This is a genomic window from Telluribacter humicola (assembly GCF_017355935.1).
Taxonomy (GTDB): domain Bacteria; phylum Bacteroidota; class Bacteroidia; order Cytophagales; family Spirosomataceae; genus Telluribacter; species Telluribacter humicola.
Genome location: NZ_JAFIQT010000002.1, coordinates 875,543 through 896,350, shown reverse-complemented (window position 1 = coordinate 896,350; position 20,808 = coordinate 875,543). Strand labels below are relative to the sequence as shown.

The window sequence follows — 20,808 nt, the reverse complement described above, 5'->3', positions numbered from 1 at the left end:
CCAGGTTTATGACTCCTTACAATAGTAGTGAGTATTAAACTATCGAGTAGAAAATTATGTAGCTAATTTTCGAATCCTGAAATAATAAGTTAAAAAAACTGTGCCACAGCTTCATAGAGTGCAGGCCCCGACCCCTGTTTCTTTTCAGGTACTTTAAGTAAATCAGTCCTCACTTTGCACCTGACTCCCCTGCTTAGTCTACTACCCAAGGTTTACCTGAGGCATTCTACTAATCACTCCCCGGAATAGCTACACAAATTGTATTAATATAAGTATAGTTAGTTTTAACTATACTGATCTTCTATTTCATTAGTACTACAAGTACCTTCTCCATACTAGTAAAAAAACTTTCACAATGGCTTAGCCGGCCGTAGTAATGGTACTATTCCAACAGATTCAAGGGTAGTTCCAAGAAAGCAGAGCAAGTGTTATTTATTTATCTTAAATTCATAATTCGTTGATAATTAAGGCTCTCAACAGAGCCAATATTTAGACAAGTACTTCTGTTGATCATCTAGTCAATGACTATGCCTGCAACAGTACCGGAACAGTTATGGATACCTATAAGCATACCAGGTAATATTGAGTGTACTATATAACAGACTCATTTCAAAAAACGCATAATTGTACTTTATCAACAACGGCTTCCGGCGCCAGAAAAACTAAAGAACCTAGTCAGAACACTTCATTCTAATAAACATATTTCCACAACCCACTATGAAAAACTCGCTCCCGCACCAGCATATTACTAACTTATCCCAAGGAGCCGCCACTAAGCGTTATTCTGTAATATACCTTCATGATGAAGAGTATCATCAAATTGGTTGTGATACCTACCTGCAGGCTCAGACTATTCTGGAGGGACTATCTGCTGATGCCGCTCAGAAACCCGTTGGTATCTTTGACGCCAAGACTGAATTATTCGAGTGGGAGCCCGAACGTCAGCAACTCTATAACCAGGCTTCAATCGGGGAGCAGGGAAAACGTGCGGAAGAAATCATCAATATTGCTCAGGTACTACGACTGCATGATAATACCAATTAGTAAGCAGCCAGTATACGGCTTTTAATCTGTAACTACCTTACTGAGTAGGAGAACACAGGCTAGAACTGCTGTCGGAGAAAAAGTAGCTGGTATTGCGGATTGGTTTTTCCAGGAGTGAGTAGATGGTTTTAACTATCTCTGTGAATCCGGTTGGCTTCACTATATAGCCTGCGGCTCCAAGTTCCCTGGTCTCGGATATGTCGCGGGGATAGTTTGAAGTTGAATAAATGATAATGGGCACCTCCTTTAGCCGGTCAATCTTTTTGAGCTCGGACAGACATTGCTTCCCATCCAGCCCCCTCATATTAAGATCCAGAAAAATAACCTCGGGGGTAAAGCTTTCTTCTTTGTATAGCTTTTCTAAAGCACTCATACCGCTGATCTCAGTCACACACTGAAGAGTAGGATTTACATCATGCAAAGCAGAGGAGAAGAGATACTGATCATCCGTATCATCATCTATTAATAACCAGGTAACGCTCATAATCACTTTCCTTTTCTAACCAAAGCTGGTAGAAGTCACTCCTGTAACCTTCCTCCCTACACCACAACTCTCACACCCAAAATATGTTGTGACTTTTCTATATAATGTCCTCCTTAATAAAGCATCCTCTACCAATCCCCGTCCCCTGCCAAGCTATTCAGAAAGTACTGGTAGTTGTCTGAATCCATATAGAGGCTCCGCATCTATTCCTGGTAACTCAATCTATTCAATTACTTATTTATCAGCGTATAAAAACAAAAGAGTCAAAGGCTAGTATCCTTTGACTCTAGATCATCTATACACACTTTATGTATGAAAGTCTCATACAAATATGTTCATATAGAGCAAATACAATGCCAATTTTATATTTCCAGTTTTTAAGCTATTAGAAAAAAGCAGGAAAGTATATCATGCTGTAACGTTCGTACAGTCCTTCCGGTCTTCGAATCCTTTCCCGGTTGAAGTTTTGAGAGTACTCTAGGCTCTCTTGGGATAGTAGAAGTAGCTATTGTCCCAGGTGGGGGTAGCTATAACTTTATTCAGGGTATCTACCAGATCCGAAAACGCATCAGGCTTCACTACATAGCCTGCCGAACCCAGTTCTTTTGTTTCGGACACGTGCAGAGGATTGATGGAAGTTGAATAGATAATGATAGGTACCTCTTTAAGACGATCAATACTTCTAAGCTCAACCAGACACTCTTTTCCATCCATACCCGGCATGTTCAGATCAAGAAAAATAAAGCCGGGAGTCAGGCTTTGTTCATTCTTAAGCTTTTCAACAGCCTTAATTCCACTATCCAATACTACACAACTCAGATTAGGATTGACCTGATGCAAGGCAGTGGTGAAGAGATCATGCTCTTCAACATCATCGTCTATAAGTAAGCAGGTTGCGTTCAATTGTGTATTTAATTTAGTAAGCTGAGGAAAAAACACCCAAATATACAATTTGTTTGAATTCTTTTTTAGGAATAATCGGCGTCTGCCATCCTATTTATTCATGTATTTCTATCTTTTCTTTCTGATTTAAAGCCATTAAGCCTTTACCTGTATCCTCAATCAGGAGGCTGATGCCATAAGCCCTTTCAGAATGCTTTTAAATACTCTATTTAATTACCTACCAGATAGATGAGCTTACAACAGCCTGATTCGGCAGCCTCCCCAATAGTACATACTACCCTGACAATTATTCATTGTTTTAAAATGAGGTTACGGCTACCACTATACGCTTATGGTAAGACAGTGTAGTATGTCACCAGTCGAAAACATTCCTGCTAGCTAGCTGTTAATCAACAGGAAACATAGGTCACGTAAACACACAAAAATTATGAACACAGAGACAGTGAAAACGGCGTTGATTACCGGAGCCTCAAGCGGTATAGGTAGGGAACTGGCAAAACTATTTGCTAAGGATAGTTACAACCTGGTGTTGGTATCCCGCGGTGAAGATACACTACAACAACTTGCTGACGAACTTAAGCAAAAACATAATCTAGATAAGGCCCTGGTCATCAAGAAAGATCTGGCAAGGGAAAATGCAGCTCAGGAGCTTTATAATGAAGTAAAGCAAAAGGGAATCACGGTTGATGTACTGGTCAATGATGCCGGTGTGGGTGTTCATGGAATATTTGCTACCGAAACGGATTGGGAGAAGGAAAGTGCCATGATTCATCTGAATACAATCTCTCTGACTCACCTGACCAAGCTGTTTCTGAAAGATATGGTGGCCCGTGACGAGGGAAAGATCCTGAACCTGGCATCCATTGTATCCGTCATGCCTTCGCCGCTGATGGCCGTTTATGCCGGTACCAAGGCCTACGTCTATAACTTTACCCAATCGCTGGTCAACGAGCTCAAAGATACCAATGTGACCATCACGGCTCTAATGCCCAATGCTACCGATACGGACTTCTTCCGCAAGGCCGGAGCCGAAAACGCCCGGGTTACTGAGCAGCTGGACGATCCGACTATGGTAGCCCGTGATGGATATAAAGCCCTGATGAAAGGAGAATCCAAAGTAATCGCAGGGGGTTTAGTGAATAAATCGTATGAGGTACTATCTCACCTGCTTCCGGAGGAAGCTTTGGCAGCAATGATGCGAAAATACATGGAGCCTAAGGATGGTAGCTCTCCCCTTATGTCCAAGGGAACTCAGAAGCAACTAGCCTGGGGACTCGGACTGGTGGTAGTCGGACTGGTAGGCTACTCCATCCTGAATACGATCAATAATATGAGCGATTACGACAAAGCGAAGTACCGCTATAAGTTGAACCGGGCTAGCCGCGGTGCCAAGCGATCCATTCACGACGCCGGCGAGAACTTATCAGACACCATTGCCAGCGCCAAAGCCTCCGTATCGAGCGTGCTGGCTTAACCATCATTGGTAGCTCTTGTGAGTGAAAACAGCTGGCAGGGTTGAGCTACCTGGCGATGGATTGATAAGAATAGATAAATAATAGAGCGCTGTTACAGACTAAGTATACCCCGATCAGGGTCTTATTCGGTAGCAGCGCTTTATATTTGCCCCCTACACCAGCTATACTACTTCCATGAATACTTATCCCCTCAGAGTAATTATTACCGGCGCCACCGGCATGGTTGGAGAAGGTGTCATGCATACCTGCCTCATTCACCCCGACGTAGAAGCCGTACTGGTCATCAATCGAAAGCCCTGCGGGGTGGTACATCCCAAGCTTACGGAGGTAATTCACAGTGACTTCTTTGATCTTACACCCATTAAAGACCAACTGAGGGGCTACAATGCCTGCTTCTTCTGCCTGGGTGTATCATCAGTAGGTATGAAGGAAGAGGAATTCTACCGGCTCACCTACACCCTGACCATGCACGTGGCTCAGACACTTAGCCGGCTGAACCCTGACATGACCTTTTGCTACGTATCCGGCGCCGGTACCGATAGTTCTGAGAAGGGGCGCATCAGCTGGGCCCGGGTAAAAGGAAAAACTGAAAATGACTTGATGAGGCTGCCCTTCCGGCAGGTATATGCCTTTCGACCCGGATTTATCCATCCAATGAAAGGTATGCGGTATACCCATAGCTACTATAAATACATCACCTGGCTCTTCCCGGTGGGGCGGTCCTTATATCCAAAAGGATTTTGTCGGTTAGATGAGCTGGCTCTTGCCATGATCCATGTCACCAAAAATGGGTATCCCAAAAACATCCTGGAAGGAAACGACATCATCCAGGCTGCTAAAGCCTAAGGCTCCCTGTATGACAGTTGAGAGGTTTACAGGCAAAACTTTACCAGAAAGAGACTCGATCCATACAAGTCAGACCGCTGGTAAGTACTTTTGCAGCCACGTTATGGTGATCACCTCCTGCTATGCCTGAAATTCCCTTAGAGTTACTACTGTTGTGCCTGGCTTCGTTCGGAGCCGGATTTATAGATTCCATTGTGGGCGGCGGCGGATTGCTGCAGACTCCCGCCATGCTCATTATACTTCCTCAGTATCCGGTAGCTACCATACTGGGTACGACCAAGATTCCTTCGCTCAGTGGTACTACCCTGGCGGCGTTCCGCTACGCCAGCAAGGTCAAGATCAACTGGAAGGTCCTCCTGCCGGTCATAGGGATCGCTTTTCTGGGTGCACTATTAGGTGCCTACTGCATCACCCTGATCAGCAGCCAATTTATTAAGCCCGTCATACTGGTGATCCTGGTCCTGGTGGCTATCTATACCTACTCCAAAAAGGACTTCGGCCTCCACCAGGAAAAAAGCTACTCTACTCTGAAGCAAATCCTGATTGGACTGGTCTTTGGGCTAACTATTGGCTTTTATGACGGGCTGATTGGCCCCGGTACGGGCGCTTTTCTGATGCTGGCTTTCGTCTCTCTGATCGGCAATGATTTCCTTCACTCCACTACCAACGCCAAGTTTGTCAATGTCGCTACCAACGTGGCAGCGATCATCTACTTCAGTCAGTCCGGTCATATCCTGTACCAGTACGCGATTCCTATGGCTATTTTCAATGTAGGTGGCTCCTTCCTGGGTACCCGGCTTACGCTACTCAAAGGCAACAAATTTATCCGGACCTTCTTTCTGGTAGTAGTATTTGGCACCATCGTTCGCTTTGCCTACGATCTGTTCATAAAGCCCATGCTGTAAGTACTTTATCAGGATAAATGAACTCCATATTCTATACGAACCGAAGCCAGCGCTACTTGCGCTGGCTTCGGTATAAATGGCGATAGGCAGGTACTTAACTACTTAAGAATACGCTCCATGATTACGTATTCGATCCCTGCTTTTACAAACGTAGCCTCTGTACTTTGCAATCCGAATTTTTCATAGAAGCCCATCTTATCCCGCCTGGCATTGCACCACAGCCGTCTGATCTGTTGTTCACGGGCTACATCAAGTACATGGTTCAAGAGATAGGTACCTAATCCCTGCCCCTGTTCATCTACCAACGTTGCAAACTTCCTGAATTGCATTTCGTCACCTTCATTAAAACAGGAAATAACCGACATGAGCTTGTCACCTTTATAGAGTCCATAATGCTGGGCCTCTTCATCCCCCCTGATCTTTACAAATTCAATGGGCTTTTCCGGCCACATCACAAGCTGTCGTATAGGCCAGGTATCTTCCGCGGCGATTTCTTTTATGATCATATTTTTAAGAATGTGTAATATACCCGAAGGCTGATCAGTACCTGCCTCTCCATTTTTAAATATCCTCCTACTTTCATAGGCCTATTATAAAAGCATGAGATCAATAGTGCGTATAGCAGAACAAAACAAGTCTGCTGCTGCCTGCGGGCAGAAGCACGAAGTACTTCCAAGATCGTAGAGAATAGCCAGGAGTACATGTATCGAAGTGGCACTTTATCAGACTGAAATGGAGAGGTACCTACTTTATTACTTTTATAATACCCTCATAGCAAATTTAGCCACCGGCACCTGCTTCTACTAGCCTGGAGACAACTATTTTATTAAGTACCTAATGACTACACCACGACCAACACCTACCTATAGGTACTACTGAATACGGAAGTACTTCAGCATATACCTTATATTTGAGAGCAGAAATAGAATGAGGCTTTGTCAATTAAAGTACCCTCCAAAAAGATACAACCGTGGATACCATAAAGAGATTGTTTAGGAAAGTACCTGATTGGGTAGTAGTACTTGTTGTTTTTGGATTCCTATACGTAACGGGGCTGCACACTCCGGTCATTGGGCAAGTGCAACGGTTGATTCTGGCCACTGGCCTGATGAACCCATCCATTCCTGAAACCACTCAACTGGAAGCGGCACATCGCTCCGATGCAGCTACGTATTCCCCTGGCTACCAGTTTACAATGACTACGCTTGATGGGCAACAAGTTACTCTGGAGTCGCTACGGGGAAAGGTTGTATTCCTAAATCAGTGGGCTACCTGGTGTCCTCCCTGCCGGGCCGAGATGCCGGCCATTGAGAAGCTGTACCAGTCTATGGATAAGGAGAAAGTAGCCTTTGTGATGCTATCCCTGGATAAGGACCCTGCCAAAGCCGAGCGGTACTTAAAGCAGCAAGAGTTTTCATTCCCAGTTTATATTCCGGCTAGTTCGTTACCCCAGGACTTCATTTCCCAGGCCATCCCCACTACCCTGATTCTCGACACCCGCGGACAAATTGTGCATCGCATTGAGGGAATGGCTAACTACGATACGGACGGATTTCGCCAGTACCTGAATGATCTTGCCGGCCAATAATCACTGTACTACTTTTCCTGTGGTAGCTACTCAAATGCTATGAAACAGTATGTTCAGCTACCAGGTACAGTGCATGTTAGCTAAGTGCTCTAAGTACTTCATCAACAGATATGGGAAAATCAATCCCTGGGTTTGTCTCCATTTTTGTAATATAGTGTACTCACATTAGACAAATACCTTTCACTTGCTATGTCCTCCTATTGGTCTATCATTATTGCATGGCTGTTGTTCGGAAGTCTTCATAGTGTCACAGCCTCTACCGTTGTGAAGACCTGGCTTAGTAGTAGAATGGGTAAACTCTATCACTACTACCGTCTGTTCTACAATCTGGTGGCTTTGGCTACTTTTTGGGTAGTGCTGGATTGCCATCGCCAGGCACCTGTTGACTACCTGTGGTCACCAGGCAGATGGGAGCAAATAGTAGGATCAACCGTGCTGGTTGTAGGGCTAATAGTACTCTGGCTGGCCTTACGGCAGTATGATCTAAGAGAGTTTACCGGGCTGAATGTAGTTTGGAAAAGCCCACCTACGTATGCCTCACAATTGAAGCAGGGAGGAATACTGGGATACGTCCGCCATCCACTGTACAGCGGTACCATACTCGTGACATTTGCTCTATTCATCATCAGTCCTACCATAAGTAATGGCCTTCTGGCTGTATTTACAACTCTATACATCAGGGTAGGCATCTACTTTGAAGAGAGGAAGCTCATCCAGACTTTTGGAAACACCTACAGACACTACCAAAAGCGAGTACCTATGCTTTGGCCACTCTTAAGGTATAGAAAGGCCCAAAAGGATCATGTAGTATAGCCACCATATCTTCTATTTACTGCTACTCCCGGGAGCCAGGTAGGTTGTCCGACCATCCTAGGTAAGACCCTGGATCAGCGTAACTTTGCTAAGAAGCTGGTGAGTCTGGGGTTGATCAAAAAGCTGGATGAGCAGCGCCATATCGGTGCCCATCGCTCTCCATATCTGTATCAATTTGAGAAGGAGGCGTATGAGGAAGCGCTAAGACAGAGTATTGTGCATACGTATTAGCCGGAGTTATAATCATCTTAAGGCGTTGATTACAACCATACAAAAAGCGGTGCCTGCTCTTGCAGGCACCGCTTTTTGTATCAGGCAAACTTTTGATCTAGATTCTACACTTTTAATTTACCTACGTTTTTGTAGCTGAGGGCAATGGCCTCCAGCGGTGTACCTTTGGTCACGGCATCCTGCTCCACAAAGAAATGCTTGATACCGGCCGTCTTACGTGCATCGAGGATACGCTGAAAATCAATGGAACCCGTACCTACCTCGGCAAACTCACGTTTTTCGGTTTTGGCCATATCTTTCAGGTGAACCAGCGGGAAACGTCCGGGATTCTGTTTGAACAGTTCAACGGGATCTACACCTGCATAATTAGCCCAGTACAGGTCCAATTCCATTTTTACCAGCTTTGGATCGGTTCCTTTCAGCATCACATCGTAAGGTACCTGCCCGTCTAGCGTCTGGAATTCAAAATCGTGGTTATGGTACCCAAACTGGATACCGGCTTTCTGGCAGACTTCACCCGCCTCGTTGAACGTGTCGCACAACTTCTTATAATCATCTATCGTCTTACGGTCGTTAGGGAACAGAAAGGCTAACATCATGAATTTCTGACCCACTTCAGCCGCATGATCTACCGCTACGTTCCAGTCTTTCTTCAGGTTGTTAGGCATATAGTGACCGCTGGGCGTTGTAAGGCCCAGGCTATTGAGTAGCGCTTTGAATTCACCTGGTGTCTTGCCGAAGAACTTACCACCCGAGTAGCCAAAAGTCTCCACTTCCTTGTAACCTATTTCGGCTACTTTTTTGAGCGTTCCATCGGGATCTTTACCTAACTCATTGCGGAGGGTATAGAGTTGCAGACCGACGTTTTTGATAGGTTTGGCAAAAGCGTCTACCTTGTTGAGTAGTGGTAATGTCAGCGCCAGAGCGCTGGTTTTAAGAAATTCTTTACGGGAAATGTTCATAGTACTTATTGATTGATATAAATGCCGGACTGGCAACACCTGCTATATTAATGGATTTCGAGAGAAAATAAATTAATCAATATACTGCTACTTCCTGACAGCTTAGATGGCTGATACGCTTTTCATTTTTTGAGCAATCATTCTGGCGGCCGAAGCCGGATTGAAGCGGTAGTATAGATCCATCATTTTGGCATCATTACCTACCAGCACCCGGTATCGGTTCTGTTCCATGCCTTCAATGATGATTTCAGCGGCTTTGTCTGCGGATAACACCTTCATCGACTTACTGTTGGAGGTAGATCGGTGTGGTGTGCTCGCTCCTGAATTCTGGGTTATGTTGGTACTTACCGCCCCCGGAAATACAATAGTCACATGTACCCAGGTATCGGCAAGCTCTGAATGAAGTCCTTCGGTAAATAGTTTTACAGCCGCCTTGGAGGCACCGTATATAGTCTGGCCCGGCACGGGCAGGAAACCGCCCATACTCGATACATTCACGATATGTGCTTCGGGACGGGTTAGCAAATGCGGCAGGAACGTCTTGGTCATGTACAGGGTACCGTAGAAATTGACGTTAAATACCCGCTCTATTGCCTCATAGCCCAGCTGATCTACCTTGATAAATGGCTGGATAATACCCGCGTTGTTGATGATACCATCCACCGCACCGACTTGATCAAAGATATCACCCAGCAATTTTTCAACAGATGCCTTATTAGTAATATCCACCGCAAAGGTGCTAAGTGATTGGCTGTGATTAGCTAACGCCACCGTTTCCTTCAGAGTAGCTTCATTGATATCAATAGCCACCACGCTGGCCCCCTTGGACAGGAGGTGGAGTACGATTTCACGTCCCATTCCACTTCCTCCACCTGTCACGACAATGGTTTTGTTTTGGACTTCCATTTACTTATAAGTACCTGAGTTGAAACATTGGAATTGACAAATTGAGAGTCTTAAATGGATGGTGAGCTAGTTGGAAAACATTCATAAAAACCGTCGGCCGGCATTGAAATCCGGCCGACGGTTGCTCATTTAAGATAATCAGTACTAGATACTGGGTGAAGCTCAGGAAAAAGCAGATTTTGCAGGTACCTGGTTTAGCAGGTACCAGTATTCCTTACTTTCCTTTACGAACGGCAGTTGCTTCAAACATACTCATCAGTTGCCCTTTCAGATGGTCCTCGTCTACTTTGGCCAGTTCAATACCTATGTCACCCACCTGATCATTATCAAAATGAATGATGATAGTGTCGCCATTCTCCTCAACCTTCGTAATAGGAACTGCCGGTCTGGTACCGGTAGGGTCTTTCAACTCTCCCGTCAGTTTACCATCCTTGCGGGTCAATTCCGTAATAAATTTTACATCTCCATTGGGTACTCCTGTTACCAAAATCTCCCATTGACCGGCAAAGAAGTCGGGTGCCGTTGTGGTTTGCGAAAAGCCATTTACACAAACTCCAAGAATAAAAATGAACAGAAACAAGCTTACTTTTTTCATACTATAAATTGATTAAACGTGAAACTTCATTACTTACTACCCTTAAAGGACATCCCCTGAACATCCAGGATCAATGTCAAAACCTGTTGATCCGAGCCTCTTTCAAACCGGAGTACTATACCATTTATTTCCTACGTTGAATATAATCGCTTCATTTCCACGTGTTAGCCTACCTTCATGTACAGCTTTCCTTCTTTAGGGTGATTTCGATTTATTCACAGGGTAACCCGCTCACTGTATATTTCCCCGAATAACACTTCCAACTGCTGAGCCGAAGGAGCTGCTAACAAAGCAGTCTCCGCTATAAGTACTTATGAACCAGCAGTTACAGTCGCACCTGCTCGTTGAATTTCGCTATCGATGGCCAAAGGTAGAAAAAGAATTTTATCATTGTCTAACTTTTAGACAATAACTTTTAGCCAATTATATACCTTTGTAATCCAATCCTAATTCAGACTAAGTCGTACTCTTACCAATCAAGAAAATGAAGTCCATCTATCTGGTATCCTTACTCCTCCTGCTGAACCTGGCCCATTCAGGCCAAACCCAAACCTTCGCCTCTGCTGATCCGGACCGGATTGCCCTGTACCCACTGCAGAATGATTACCGCAATACCCTGAGCCTGTCGGGCATGTGGCAATTCAGGAAAGACTCCCTGGAAGTGGGTGCAAAAGAAGGATGGCAAAATGGCTTAAAAGAATCAAGGTCTATAGCAGTACCGGGTAGCTGGAACGAGCAGTTTACGGATATGCGTGACTACCTGGGTATGGTATGGTACGAAAAGCAAAGCTACGTACCCAGCTCCTGGAAAGGGCAGCGTATTTTTATCCGAATCGGCTCGGCTAACTATGCCGCCAAAGTCTGGATCAATGGTCAGCCGGTAGGGATGCACGAAGGGGGACACCTACCCTTTGCGTTTGAGGTGAGCCCCTATATCAACTGGGGAGCCGCCAATCGGATCTCCATCCAGATCGAAAACCATCTGAAGCCTTCACGGGTACCTACGGGTAATGTACAGGGTGGGCCTTTTTCCAACTTCCCCAAGTCCAACTACGACTTCTTCCCCTACGCCGGTTTGCATCGGGATGTATGGCTGTACTCTCTGCCAGCCGTAGCTTCTATCAAAGATATTACCGTCAAGCCCGGTTTTACGGGTACGACAGGTAGCCTGGAAGTAGCCGTCGCCACCGAGGGTAAAGCCACCCGGGGTACCATCACGGTTACTGGCAACGGCAAGAAATATGAGGCTCCTATCCGCATAGCGGGCAATGCCGCCACGGCTACTGTTTCTATCCCGGATGTACGGCTGTGGTCACCCGAAGACCCGTACCTGTACCAGGTAGAGGTGACGGTTGGCGATAACAAGACTACCCTCGACCGCTATACCCTCGAAACCGGCGTACGCACCATCTCTACTACTAGTACCCAGGTGCTGCTTAATGGCAAGCCGGTGTTCCTGAAAGGATTTGGCAAGCACGAAGACTTCCCCATCTTCGGCCGGGGTGCGGCCAATCCGGTTATTGTTAAAGATTTTTCACTGATGAAGTGGGCCGGAGCCAATTCGTTCCGTACCTCCCACTACCCCTACGATGAAGAGTTTATGCGCATGGCCGACCGGGAGGGCTTCCTGGTGATCGATGAAATCCCGGCGGTAGGACTCTACTTCCACGGCGACACCACCGAACTGGCACAACGTCAGGTCATGGTGAAGCAGTACATCAACGAGCTCATCAAGAGGGATAAAAACCACCCGTCGGTGGTCATGTGGTGCGTAGCTAATGAGCCCTTTCCAAGAGAGGTAAGTGTCACCGGAGGTCCAGGCGGCCGGGAGGCAACTCCCAAAAGTATTGAGCTGTTTCAGGAGATGTTCTCTCTGGTCAAACAAAAGGACCCAACCCGACTGGCGGTACTTGTGGGAGTGATGGGCGGCCCCTCCGAATGGGTAGGTATGTCGGATATCATCTGTATCAACCGGTACTATGGCTGGTATACCCACGCGGGTGACATGAACGGGGCCGTCAAACTACTGTCGATGGAAATGGATGGTTTGCACAAGAAATTCAACAAACCTGTCATGGTTTCGGAGTTCGGTGCGGATACCTACCCCGGTATGCACTCGGATGAACCGGAGATGTTTACCGAGGAGTTCCAGACCAACTTCATCAAGGCCTACCTCGACGTGGCTGCTACCAAGGACTACGTAGCCGGTATGCACGTATGGGCGTTTTCTGATTTCAAAACCGGACAGGGTATTATCCGTTTCGGGGGAGTCAATTACAAAGGAGTTTTTACAAGAGATCGTAAACCAAAAGCTGCCGCCTTCTATCTACGGTCGCGTTGGAATAAGAAATAAATGTATACCACAAAAACGCGGATCACCCATACCGATAAGGAGTCAGGATATTTATCTTTGAATCCTGTCTCTTTACCGGAAAACCAGCTTCCCATGCATAACCCCAGTGAGCAAAACTATATTCAGCAGCTTTCTATTGATTGCGTTATATTTGGCTACCAAAATAAGCAACTCAAAGTACTGGTACCTAAGCTTATATTCAAAGGGGACTTTTGGGCGCTGCCTAGTGGATTTATCTACCAGAATGAGAGTATAGATGAGGCCGCCCGTCGAATACTGGAAGGCCGAACCGGTTTTAAAGATATCTATCTGGAGCAGTTTCGGGTATTTGGTGAAACAGGGCGTTCCAGCAGACAATTTTTGGAAAGACTCGTAGAGCTGAATCAGGGAGATTTGGGAGCTGAGCGGTTTAACAATCAGGAATTTGAATGGTTTACCCGGCGCTTCATCTCCATTGGCTACTACGCTCTGGTGGATATTAATAAAGTCACACCTCAGAAGAATAATATAGATGAATCCATTGATTGGTATGACATCAAGCATCTACCGGATATGATCATGGATCATCATGAGATCGTAGCCAGAGCCCTGGATACCTTACGGCTCAACCTGGACGAGAAACTGATTGCCTTTAACCTGCTTCCCGAGACATTTACGATGAAGGAGGTGCAGGAGCTGTATGAGGCTATCTATGACAAACCCTTTGCCCGAAATAACTTCCAAAAGAAGATCCTGGACCTGAACGTGCTGGAGCGTCTGGAGAAGAAGTTCACAGGTGCGGCCAATAAGGCTCCTTACCTGTATCGCTTCCAAAGATCGTAACTAGTTTATCCTGATAAGAACATCTTTACTTTCCGGGTTGGCAGAAGCATTCTTGCTTCTGCCAACCCGGATTTTATGTATCAATTCAATCATATTATGATCGAACCAATAAATGTGTTCAGAATTTGAGCCTACTATGAGTATATTTAGCTACTTCGATGCCTCATATAGATATTTAAGTACTAATTTATACAAGTAGTTAAAAACGTAGCCTACCCATGACCCAGCGCCAACGTCTTCACGAGATTACCCGATACGTCCGGGAGCACGGCGATCTATCGGTCGCACAGGCTTGTGAACTGTTTGGTACCTCACCGGCCACCATCCGCCGTGATTTTGGACTGCTCATGGAGAAAGGAGCCGTCAGCCGCACCTGGGGAGGTATCTCGCGAAGGCAAGAGGAGGCTAGCGATCCGGCGGGGCAACCAGCCTAGCTTCGTGAAACGCTATTTGCCGACGAAAAGAAAAAGATTGCCGCGAAGGCCGCCTCTCTCGTCGAGGATGGCGACGTGGTGATTATTGACGGCGGTACCACTACATATCACATGGCAAGGTACTTGGCTAACCGGCCGGTAACCGTCATTACCAACTCAATCCTTATCGCCAGCCAGATAGACCTGGAACGCCAGAGCAAGTACGGAGCCGAGGTACTGCTGACAGGGGGGCTGATCTACCCCGAAGCAGGAATGCTGGTAGGGCCGCAGGCCATCAGGAACATCCGGGAGTACCATGCCCGCTGGGCGTTTCTGTCGGTCGGGGGTATTGAGACCGAAGGGGCTACTAATTCGAGCCAACTGGTTGTAGAGACGCAGCGGGCCATTATGGACCAGTGTGAAACCCGTGTCCTGTTGGCCGACCACAGCAAGTTTGGTCGAAAGAGCCTGTGCCGTCTGTGCGGGATCAACGAAATGGACCTGCTGATTACCAATATGCACTCCGGTCAGGCCGACCTGATCGACAGCCTGAGGAGCCAGGGACTGGATATTATACAAACCAATGAATCCTGATATACAACCCTTATGAAACGCTACTGCCGCGCCCTGGATCTGGTGGATGATCCCGCTCTGATTGAAAAGTACATCTGGCACCACGCTCCCGAAAACCACTGGCCGGAGCTGCAAACCCTACTGAGGGAGTCTGGAGTTGTGAGTATGGAAATCTATCGCTTCGGTACCCGGATGTTTATGATCATTGATGTGGAAGATACGTTCAGCTTTGAACGCATGGAGCAGGTCCATCAGCATCCCATATCTAAGGAATGGGAAGAGCTGATGTGGCAATTTCAGAAGCCGGTACCCGGCGCCAAAGAGGGTGAGAAGTGGGTCCTGATGGAGCGGGTATTTCAGTTTCCCGCACAGGAATCCTAAGCATAGAATATTCTAACGACGAACCGATACTATGGAATACAGACAGTTGGGCCAAACGGACATGCGGGTATCAATCCTGGGGTATGGGGCCTCTCCCCTCGGAGATGTATTCGGCACGACCGACGAGCACGAAGGCGCCCGCGCCGTGCATACCGCCCTGGATGGGGGCATCAATTTCTTTGATGTAGCCCCCTTCTACGGTGATACCCTGGCCGAAACCCGCCTCGGCAAAGCTCTGAAAGGTAAGCGAAAGGACGTGTACCTGGCTACCAAGTGCTGCCGCTACGGGGACGGTAGCTTTGATTTTTCGGCCAAAAGGGTACTGAGCAGTATTGATGAATCACTGGCGCGCCTGCAGACCGACTACGTAGACCTCTACCAGGTACACGATATTGAGTTTGGCGACCGGGAGCAAGTACTCAACGAAGCCATACCGGCCGCCCTGCGGGTGAAGGAGCAGGGCAAAGCCCGCTACGTGGGCTTTTCGGGCCTGCCGGTACGCTACCTGGCCGACATTGCCTGTCTGGTGGAGGTGGATACGGTACTATCGTGGGGGCACTACACCCTGCTCAACGACCAGATCAACGACGAACTGGTGCCCCTGTCGCGGCAGCGGGGCTTTGGGCTGCTCAACGCGGCTCCGCTCATGCAGCGCATCCTGTCCGACGCGCCCGTTCCGGCCTGGCAACAGTCGCCTCCGGCGGTGAAGGCCATCCGTCCCCGGCTGCTGGAGCTGTGTCGGGAACACGGTGTAGCTCTGAGCGATGTAGCCTTGCGCTATGCCCTTGACCACCCCAGCATCGCCACCACGATTGTGGGAATGGCCGAACCCGACTATGTAGCCCAAAACCTCCGGGTTCTGGATTTTAGGATTCCAGATGGGTTACTGGAAGCACTAATGGGAACGATCGCTCCCGTCAAAAATCAAATGTGGTACGAGGGCAAGCCCGAAAACAACCTCTCCTAATCCCTACCCTGATATGAACCAACAGCAGGCATTTGTACTGGTTGAGCCCGGCCTGACCGAAGTAAGAACCATAGAGGTACCCGTTCCGGGCGAAGGAGAAGCCTTGCTCCGGGTAAGCCAGGTGGGCTTCTGCGGAGGCGACCTGAACGGGTACCGGGGACTGTTCGAATTGCAGGAGTACCCCAACATACTGGGTCACGAGATCGGGGCTACCATCGAGGCGGTGGGACCGGGTGTACCTTCCGACTTCCAGCCGGGCCTCAGGGTCACGGTCAATCCTTATCAAAACTGCGGCGTGTGTCTATCGTGCCGCAAAGGCCGCACCAACGCCTGCCAGGACAATAAGACCATGGGGGTACGTCGTCCGGGAGCCATGACGCACTACATCACAGTTCCCTGGCACAAACTGCACTCTTCTGACAAACTAAGCCTGCGGGAGCTGGCACTGGTGGAACCCCTGACAGTAGGCTTTCACGCAGCTAACCGGGGGCGCGTTACGGCCGATGATACGGTAGCCGTGATGGGTTGTGGTATTGTAGGCATGGGGGCGCTGGCTGCGTCGGCCTATAAAGGAGCGACCGTGATTGCCATAGATATTGACGACGACAAGCTGACCATTGCCCGCAAGGCAGGAGCTCATCATACAATTAATGCCTCTACCTCCGACCTGCAGACCGAACTTCGTAACCTAACCGGTGGTGATGGCCCGGATGTCATCATTGAGGCGGTGGGACAGGCCGCTACCTACAGGGCCGCCGTGGACGCCGTGGCCTATACCGGCCGGGTGGTGTACATCGGGTACGCCAAGCAGCCGGTGGAGTATGCTACGGGTACTTTCGTTCGAAAAGAAATAGAAATATTGGGCTCTCGCAACTGCCTGGGCGAATTCCCAGAGGTAATCCAGTACCTGGAAGCGGGAAAATTCCCGGTCAGTGAGGTGATCAGCCGAACGGTCACGCTGGATGAGGCCGGAGCGGCTCTGGCAGAGTGGTCGGCACAGCCCGGCCCGATTATCAAAATGATGTTAGACCTCCAGGAAAATTAACCCTATATGAAACCTGCCGTAACCATTGCACTGGTCCCCCAGATCCGGAAAGGCCCCTGGATCTACTGGGACGACCTGGAAACCAGTATGCAGAAAGCCGCTGAACTGGGCTTCCCGGCCGTGGAGCTATTTACTCCGTCGCCCCTCGATGCAGAGCAGATCAACAAGCTGTGTATGACGTATGGGCTGCAGATTGCCGCCGTGGGTACCGGAGCCGGTAAGGTACTACAAGGGCTCACGCTTACTGATCCAGACCCGCATGTGCGGCAAAAAGCGACCGGCTTTATACAGGAGATGATCCATTTCGGCGCCCAACTCGGGGCACCGGCCATCATAGGTTCCATGCAGGGCAACGTGCCGGTGGATGTCAATCGGGAGCAGGCGTTGGAATGGCTGGCCCAAGGGTTGAATCACTTGGGTAGCTATGCTGAATCGCAGGAAGTACCCCTGATCTACGAGCCCCTCAACCGTTACGAAACCAATCTTATCAACCGTCTGGGTGAGGGGGCCAGGTTTCTTAACGGCCTGGGCAGTCGCAACGTCCGCCTGCTGGCCGACTTGTTTCACATGAACATCGAGGAAACTTCCTTAGCCGACAGCATCCGGGAAGCCGGGTCGCTGATCGGGCACGTCCACTACGCCGATAGCCACCGCGGTCCCATGGGCACCGGACATACGGAGGTACCTCCTGTGATGGAGGCCCTACGGGCTATCGGGTATGACGGCTATGTGTCAGCGGAGGCTTTTCCCTGGCCTACTCCCGACGAGGCCGCCCGGAAAACTATAGCGTCTTTCCGCCTTCACTTTGTATACTAACCAGGATCAAGTTCCAGTAGTGCATAGCCCTATATCATCACGCTGAACAGAAGTCATGACCGCAGATGAACAGAAGAATCTTAGGACGTTAAGGCGACTTCGTGTAGTTTTGAGTGAGGATATCAACTTATGGAATTAGAAACTTTTCAAACTACAATCATCTGGGCTCAGATTGATGGAAACATGCATTTGCGTCATTCGGCCTATGCAGATATTGCCGCTCACGCGCGCGTTTAAATCCTGAATCAGATAGGTCTTGACCACAAAACCTTCACCTCTCTTCAGCTAGGTCCCATTCTGTTCAGAGAGGAGTTGATCTATATGCGGGAAGTAGTACTGAACGAAACCATCTCCGTCAAAACGACTCTGACCCAATCTACCCCTGATGCCTCACGCTGGTCGTTCCGGCACGAGCTGTACCGCTCCGATGGGGTAAAAGCGGCCATCGTCAACGTAGATGGAGCCTGGCTGGATCTGACCAAAAGAAAGCTAACTACCCCGCCTAAGGATATAGTGGCCCGCCTGCTCGACCTACCAAAGAGTGAAGACTACAAGCAAACCGATGTACCGGGTAAAGCTCAGTAGCACCAATTACTCTTTTAACCTTTAAGGCATACGTCCCTCAACAAGCCGCCTGGGCTGTTTACTTCATGAACATCTTCATGTACTTCTCTTTCTTTTCGGTATAGGGAGGATAGCGGAACGGGATGTCAAGTAGCGTGGTGGTTTTGAGAATACCCTTGGCGTGGGTAAAAGTGTCAAAGCTGTACTTACCATGGTAGGCACCGAAGCCACTGGTACCAATCCCGCCAAAGGGAATAGCAGGGTTGCCCAGGTGCATGAGAACATCGTTGATACAACCTCCTCCGAAGCGAATCGTATTCAGGATGTAGTCCTGATTCCTGTTGTCATCGCTGAAGAAGTATAGCGCCAGCGGGTAGGGATTTTTGCCAACGATGGCGGGGACTTCTTGGAGCTTATCAAAGGTTAATATGGGTAGTACGGGGCCAAATATCTCCTCCTGCATGATTGGATCATCCGGGGAAACTTCATCAAGCAAAGTGGGAGCGATGTACTTTTCTTCCTCCTTAGCCTGACCACCCAGTAGTATCCTGCCCTGGCTGAGGTACTTCACTACCGCATCAAAGCGCTTCTTATTGACCATCCTTGGATAATCCGGACTTATGGAGGGATCGTCACCGTAAAACTTCCGGATGGCTTCGGCCACGTTCTGGACAAATTCCTCCTTTTTCGAGTGATGGACCAGTACATAATCCGGGGCCACGCAGGTCTGACCCGCATTCACAAATTTACCCCAGGCAATCCGGCTGGCCGCCTTTTCCAGATCAGCGGTTTCATCAATGATGCAGGGACTCTTTCCGCCCAACTCCAGGGTAACCGGTGTCAGGTGTTTGGCGGCCGCGGCCATGATAATCTTACCTACCGGTACACTTCCGGTAAAGAATACATGGTCAAAGGCGAAATGATCCATCAGTTTAGGTACCACCACGTGACCCTGTCCCTGCACAACAGCAATGTACTCCTCCGGGAAGAACTCCTTCACGAGAGCTTCCGCAACCAGTGCCGTTTGAGGTACCTCTTCGGATGGTTTCAGGATGGCGCAGTTCCCCCCAGCAATAGCACCAACCAATGGACTAAACAGGAGCTGAAAGGGGTAGTTCCAGGGCGCGATAATAAGAGTGAGCCCCAGCGGGTCATGATAGATCCGGCTTTTGGAAGGCTGAGCCACCAGCGGAGTCCTGACCTTATCTGGCCGCATCCAATCCTTCAGGTGATTAAGAGTGTAGTTGATTTCCTCGTGAAGAAAGCCTATTTCGGTAGCGTACGCCTCGGCCGAAGCTTTGTGCAGATCGTCGTACAGCGCCTGCGTAATGCGGTCCTCATACACTTCTACCGCCTGCTTGAGCTTCTTAAGCTGCTTTTTCCTGAAACTGTAAGACCGGGTGGCCCCACTTTCAAAAAACTGCTTCTGCGCAGTAAATATGGCGGAATACGTTGAGTTAGCTACCATCTTGAATCTTTCGTTTTGCCGGAACAGACATGACTATGTCCTGTTACAACCTCCATAAATTCTAAATGTTAGAAGAAGCGCTATTCACCTTTTGCTCACCGCCTGTCGCTTTAGCTGTTCCTCCATACCATACCGGTCTACCTGAATCCAGTATTCGACAATCTTACCCCCTACTAACCTATACGTAGCACTGGCAATTTCAACCAGTGGCTTACCCGTCGGCTCATAGCCATCCAGTGTAGTTAGATGATTACCAGTCTGCTTCCAACGGGCGTATACTTTGTCCCCATCGGCTAAGAGTTCGGTAATCTCAAAAGTGAAAGCACCGTAAATCACCAGGAATTCCCGCACGTGGTTAGCATAGTTTTGCGGCGTTCGCTCAACCACTACTTCATTTTCAGCATTGAGCTGGTGAGCGATTACCCGCTCCGCCATAAATAAGGGAGCGCCTTCGGGCCCTTTACCGGAACGTACCTCTTCCAGAAAAGCCCTTACTATTTCTTTGTTTGAAGGTGACACTTTCAGGTGCCCAGCATCCTGTGCTATGGTAGCTACGTTGTTCATTAGTAGAATGATGATTAAGATTTTCTTCATGGCTATGACTCATTTTACCACAAAGGAAAAAGGTTGCCACTAATACCGGAAATACTATTT

General features: G+C 48.3%; 23 protein-coding genes and 1 pseudogene. 16 read left to right on the top strand and 8 right to left on the bottom strand.

Annotated elements, in window-relative coordinates:
* The first annotated feature begins 717 nt into the window (after positions 1 to 717).
* Positions 718 to 1,044, top strand: a complete 327-nt coding sequence (locus JUB14_RS14935; protein ID WP_207507094.1) for a hypothetical protein — start codon at positions 718 to 720, stop codon at positions 1,042 to 1,044.
* Positions 1,045 to 1,081: 37 nt separating this feature from the next.
* On the opposite strand, the gene JUB14_RS14930 is transcribed toward JUB14_RS14935, so the two are convergent.
* Together JUB14_RS14930 and JUB14_RS14925 are read right to left on the bottom strand one after the other, a co-directional pair.
* Entirely contained in the window at positions 1,082 to 1,528 is a 447-nt protein-coding gene (locus tag JUB14_RS14930; protein ID WP_207507093.1) for a response regulator, read from the bottom strand.
* Between the two features lie 477 nt (positions 1,529 to 2,005).
* Complete coding sequence (locus JUB14_RS14925; RefSeq protein WP_207507092.1) at positions 2,006 to 2,431, bottom strand: response regulator; 426 nt, start codon at positions 2,429 to 2,431, stop codon at positions 2,006 to 2,008.
* A 427-nt stretch (positions 2,432 to 2,858) separates the two neighbouring features.
* Here JUB14_RS14925 and JUB14_RS14920 point away from each other — a divergent pair, with 427 nt between their 5' ends.
* From JUB14_RS14920 to JUB14_RS14910, 3 genes are all read left to right on the top strand, one after another.
* Complete coding sequence (locus JUB14_RS14920; RefSeq protein ID WP_207507091.1) at positions 2,859 to 3,905, top strand: SDR family NAD(P)-dependent oxidoreductase; 1,047 nt, start codon at positions 2,859 to 2,861, stop codon at positions 3,903 to 3,905.
* Positions 3,906 to 4,080: 175 nt separating this feature from the next.
* Positions 4,081 to 4,752: a Rossmann-fold NAD(P)-binding domain-containing protein gene (locus tag JUB14_RS14915; protein ID WP_207507090.1), complete on the top strand. Its 672-nt coding sequence runs from the start codon at positions 4,081 to 4,083 to the stop codon at positions 4,750 to 4,752.
* 122 nt (positions 4,753 to 4,874) lie between these two features.
* Entirely contained in the window at positions 4,875 to 5,657 is a 783-nt protein-coding gene (locus JUB14_RS14910) for a sulfite exporter TauE/SafE family protein (protein WP_207507089.1), read from the top strand.
* Positions 5,658 to 5,755: 98 nt separating this feature from the next.
* Here the strand turns inward: JUB14_RS14910 and JUB14_RS14905 are convergent, their stop codons facing one another.
* Positions 5,756 to 6,163 (bottom strand): GNAT family N-acetyltransferase, encoded by a 408-nt coding sequence (locus tag JUB14_RS14905; protein WP_229367843.1) that lies wholly within the window; start codon positions 6,161 to 6,163, stop codon positions 5,756 to 5,758.
* Between the two features lie 464 nt (positions 6,164 to 6,627).
* Between JUB14_RS14905 and JUB14_RS14900 the strand changes: the two genes are divergently transcribed.
* From JUB14_RS14900 to JUB14_RS27705, 3 genes are all read left to right on the top strand, one after another.
* Positions 6,628 to 7,245 (top strand): TlpA family protein disulfide reductase, encoded by a 618-nt coding sequence (locus JUB14_RS14900; protein WP_310586145.1) that lies wholly within the window; start codon positions 6,628 to 6,630, stop codon positions 7,243 to 7,245.
* A 189-nt stretch (positions 7,246 to 7,434) separates the two neighbouring features.
* Complete coding sequence (locus tag JUB14_RS14895; protein WP_207507088.1) at positions 7,435 to 8,058, top strand: methyltransferase family protein; 624 nt, start codon at positions 7,435 to 7,437, stop codon at positions 8,056 to 8,058.
* A 54-nt stretch (positions 8,059 to 8,112) separates the two neighbouring features.
* Positions 8,113 to 8,289, top strand: a complete 177-nt coding sequence (locus JUB14_RS27705; RefSeq protein WP_310586151.1) for an NrtR DNA-binding winged helix domain-containing protein — start codon at positions 8,113 to 8,115, stop codon at positions 8,287 to 8,289.
* 104 nt (positions 8,290 to 8,393) lie between these two features.
* On the opposite strand, the gene JUB14_RS14890 is transcribed toward JUB14_RS27705, so the two are convergent.
* From JUB14_RS14890 to JUB14_RS14880, 3 genes are all read right to left on the bottom strand, one after another.
* Positions 8,394 to 9,251 carry a sugar phosphate isomerase/epimerase family protein gene (locus JUB14_RS14890; RefSeq protein ID WP_207507087.1) on the bottom strand — a complete coding sequence of 286 codons (858 nt, stop codon included), beginning with the start codon at positions 9,249 to 9,251 and terminating at the stop codon, positions 8,394 to 8,396.
* Between the two features lie 102 nt (positions 9,252 to 9,353).
* Positions 9,354 to 10,157: an SDR family NAD(P)-dependent oxidoreductase gene (locus JUB14_RS14885; RefSeq protein ID WP_207507086.1), complete on the bottom strand. Its 804-nt coding sequence runs from the start codon at positions 10,155 to 10,157 to the stop codon at positions 9,354 to 9,356.
* 214 nt (positions 10,158 to 10,371) lie between these two features.
* On the bottom strand, positions 10,372 to 10,752 hold the full coding sequence (locus tag JUB14_RS14880) for a hypothetical protein (RefSeq protein WP_207507085.1): 381 nt from the start codon (positions 10,750 to 10,752) through the stop codon (positions 10,372 to 10,374).
* Positions 10,753 to 11,236: 484 nt separating this feature from the next.
* Here JUB14_RS14880 and uidA point away from each other — a divergent pair, with 484 nt between their 5' ends.
* The 9 genes and pseudogenes from uidA (at position 11,237) to JUB14_RS14835 (ending at position 18,707) form a co-directional block, all read left to right on the top strand.
* Entirely contained in the window at positions 11,237 to 13,105 is a 1,869-nt protein-coding gene (gene uidA, locus JUB14_RS14875) for a beta-glucuronidase (protein ID WP_207507084.1), read from the top strand.
* A 93-nt stretch (positions 13,106 to 13,198) separates the two neighbouring features.
* Entirely contained in the window at positions 13,199 to 13,927 is a 729-nt protein-coding gene (locus JUB14_RS14870) for an NUDIX hydrolase (RefSeq protein WP_207507083.1), read from the top strand.
* A 218-nt stretch (positions 13,928 to 14,145) separates the two neighbouring features.
* Positions 14,146 to 14,361 (top strand): DeoR family transcriptional regulator, encoded by a 216-nt coding sequence (locus tag JUB14_RS14865; RefSeq protein WP_207507082.1) that lies wholly within the window; start codon positions 14,146 to 14,148, stop codon positions 14,359 to 14,361.
* A 30-nt stretch (positions 14,362 to 14,391) separates the two neighbouring features.
* Positions 14,392 to 14,934, top strand: a pseudogene (locus tag JUB14_RS14860) (DeoR/GlpR family DNA-binding transcription regulator); the annotation flags it as partial.
* A gap of 12 nt (positions 14,935 to 14,946) precedes the next feature.
* Positions 14,947 to 15,294, top strand: coding sequence for an L-rhamnose mutarotase (locus tag JUB14_RS14855; RefSeq protein WP_207507081.1), 348 nt, complete (start codon positions 14,947 to 14,949; stop codon positions 15,292 to 15,294).
* Between the two features lie 31 nt (positions 15,295 to 15,325).
* Positions 15,326 to 16,261 carry an aldo/keto reductase gene (locus tag JUB14_RS14850; RefSeq protein ID WP_207507080.1) on the top strand — a complete coding sequence of 312 codons (936 nt, stop codon included), beginning with the start codon at positions 15,326 to 15,328 and terminating at the stop codon, positions 16,259 to 16,261.
* 13 nt (positions 16,262 to 16,274) lie between these two features.
* Positions 16,275 to 17,306: a zinc-binding alcohol dehydrogenase family protein gene (locus tag JUB14_RS14845; protein ID WP_207507079.1), complete on the top strand. Its 1,032-nt coding sequence runs from the start codon at positions 16,275 to 16,277 to the stop codon at positions 17,304 to 17,306.
* A gap of 6 nt (positions 17,307 to 17,312) precedes the next feature.
* Positions 17,313 to 18,122 carry a sugar phosphate isomerase/epimerase family protein gene (locus JUB14_RS14840; RefSeq protein WP_207507078.1) on the top strand — a complete coding sequence of 270 codons (810 nt, stop codon included), beginning with the start codon at positions 17,313 to 17,315 and terminating at the stop codon, positions 18,120 to 18,122.
* 237 nt (positions 18,123 to 18,359) lie between these two features.
* The gene (locus JUB14_RS14835; RefSeq protein WP_310586150.1) at positions 18,360 to 18,707 is read left to right on the top strand and encodes an acyl-CoA thioesterase; all 348 of its coding nucleotides are present in this window, start codon (positions 18,360 to 18,362) and stop codon (positions 18,705 to 18,707) included.
* Positions 18,708 to 18,765: 58 nt separating this feature from the next.
* Here the strand turns inward: JUB14_RS14835 and JUB14_RS14830 are convergent, their stop codons facing one another.
* Together JUB14_RS14830 and JUB14_RS14825 are read right to left on the bottom strand one after the other, a co-directional pair.
* The gene (locus tag JUB14_RS14830; RefSeq protein ID WP_207507077.1) at positions 18,766 to 20,154 is read right to left on the bottom strand and encodes an aldehyde dehydrogenase; all 1,389 of its coding nucleotides are present in this window, start codon (positions 20,152 to 20,154) and stop codon (positions 18,766 to 18,768) included.
* A gap of 84 nt (positions 20,155 to 20,238) precedes the next feature.
* A complete protein-coding gene (locus JUB14_RS14825; protein WP_207507076.1) occupies positions 20,239 to 20,748 on the bottom strand; it encodes an ester cyclase in 510 nt (169 codons plus the stop codon).
* Positions 20,749 to 20,808 lie beyond the last annotated feature (60 nt).

What these genes read in the sequence shown, in the direction of transcription:
- JUB14_RS14910 (WP_207507089.1), top strand. Translation starts at nt 4,875, where the DNA reads ATGCCTGAAATTCCCTTAGAGTTACTACTGTTGTGCCTGGCTTCGTTC.
- JUB14_RS14870 (WP_207507083.1), top strand. Translation starts at nt 13,199, where the DNA reads ATGCATAACCCCAGTGAGCAAAACTATATTCAGCAGCTTTCTATTGAT.
- JUB14_RS14895 (WP_207507088.1), top strand. Translation starts at nt 7,435, where the DNA reads ATGTCCTCCTATTGGTCTATCATTATTGCATGGCTGTTGTTCGGAAGT.
- JUB14_RS14840 (WP_207507078.1), top strand. Translation starts at nt 17,313, where the DNA reads ATGAAACCTGCCGTAACCATTGCACTGGTCCCCCAGATCCGGAAAGGC.
- JUB14_RS14865 (WP_207507082.1), top strand. Translation starts at nt 14,146, where the DNA reads ATGACCCAGCGCCAACGTCTTCACGAGATTACCCGATACGTCCGGGAG.
- JUB14_RS14850 (WP_207507080.1), top strand. Translation starts at nt 15,326, where the DNA reads ATGGAATACAGACAGTTGGGCCAAACGGACATGCGGGTATCAATCCTG.
- JUB14_RS14845 (WP_207507079.1), top strand. Translation starts at nt 16,275, where the DNA reads ATGAACCAACAGCAGGCATTTGTACTGGTTGAGCCCGGCCTGACCGAA.
- JUB14_RS14855 (WP_207507081.1), top strand. Translation starts at nt 14,947, where the DNA reads ATGAAACGCTACTGCCGCGCCCTGGATCTGGTGGATGATCCCGCTCTG.
- JUB14_RS14880 (WP_207507085.1), bottom strand. Translation starts at nt 10,752, where the DNA reads ATGAAAAAAGTAAGCTTGTTTCTGTTCATTTTTATTCTTGGAGTTTGT.
- JUB14_RS14890 (WP_207507087.1), bottom strand. Translation starts at nt 9,251, where the DNA reads ATGAACATTTCCCGTAAAGAATTTCTTAAAACCAGCGCTCTGGCGCTG.
- JUB14_RS14935 (WP_207507094.1), top strand. Translation starts at nt 718, where the DNA reads ATGAAAAACTCGCTCCCGCACCAGCATATTACTAACTTATCCCAAGGA.
- JUB14_RS14915 (WP_207507090.1), top strand. Translation starts at nt 4,081, where the DNA reads ATGAATACTTATCCCCTCAGAGTAATTATTACCGGCGCCACCGGCATG.
- JUB14_RS14885 (WP_207507086.1), bottom strand. Translation starts at nt 10,157, where the DNA reads ATGGAAGTCCAAAACAAAACCATTGTCGTGACAGGTGGAGGAAGTGGA.
- JUB14_RS14905 (WP_229367843.1), bottom strand. Translation starts at nt 6,163, where the DNA reads ATGATCATAAAAGAAATCGCCGCGGAAGATACCTGGCCTATACGACAG.
- JUB14_RS14930 (WP_207507093.1), bottom strand. Translation starts at nt 1,528, where the DNA reads ATGAGCGTTACCTGGTTATTAATAGATGATGATACGGATGATCAGTAT.
- uidA (WP_207507084.1), top strand. Translation starts at nt 11,237, where the DNA reads ATGAAGTCCATCTATCTGGTATCCTTACTCCTCCTGCTGAACCTGGCC.
- JUB14_RS14825 (WP_207507076.1), bottom strand. Translation starts at nt 20,748, where the DNA reads ATGAAGAAAATCTTAATCATCATTCTACTAATGAACAACGTAGCTACC.
- JUB14_RS14830 (WP_207507077.1), bottom strand. Translation starts at nt 20,154, where the DNA reads ATGGTAGCTAACTCAACGTATTCCGCCATATTTACTGCGCAGAAGCAG.
- JUB14_RS14920 (WP_207507091.1), top strand. Translation starts at nt 2,859, where the DNA reads ATGAACACAGAGACAGTGAAAACGGCGTTGATTACCGGAGCCTCAAGC.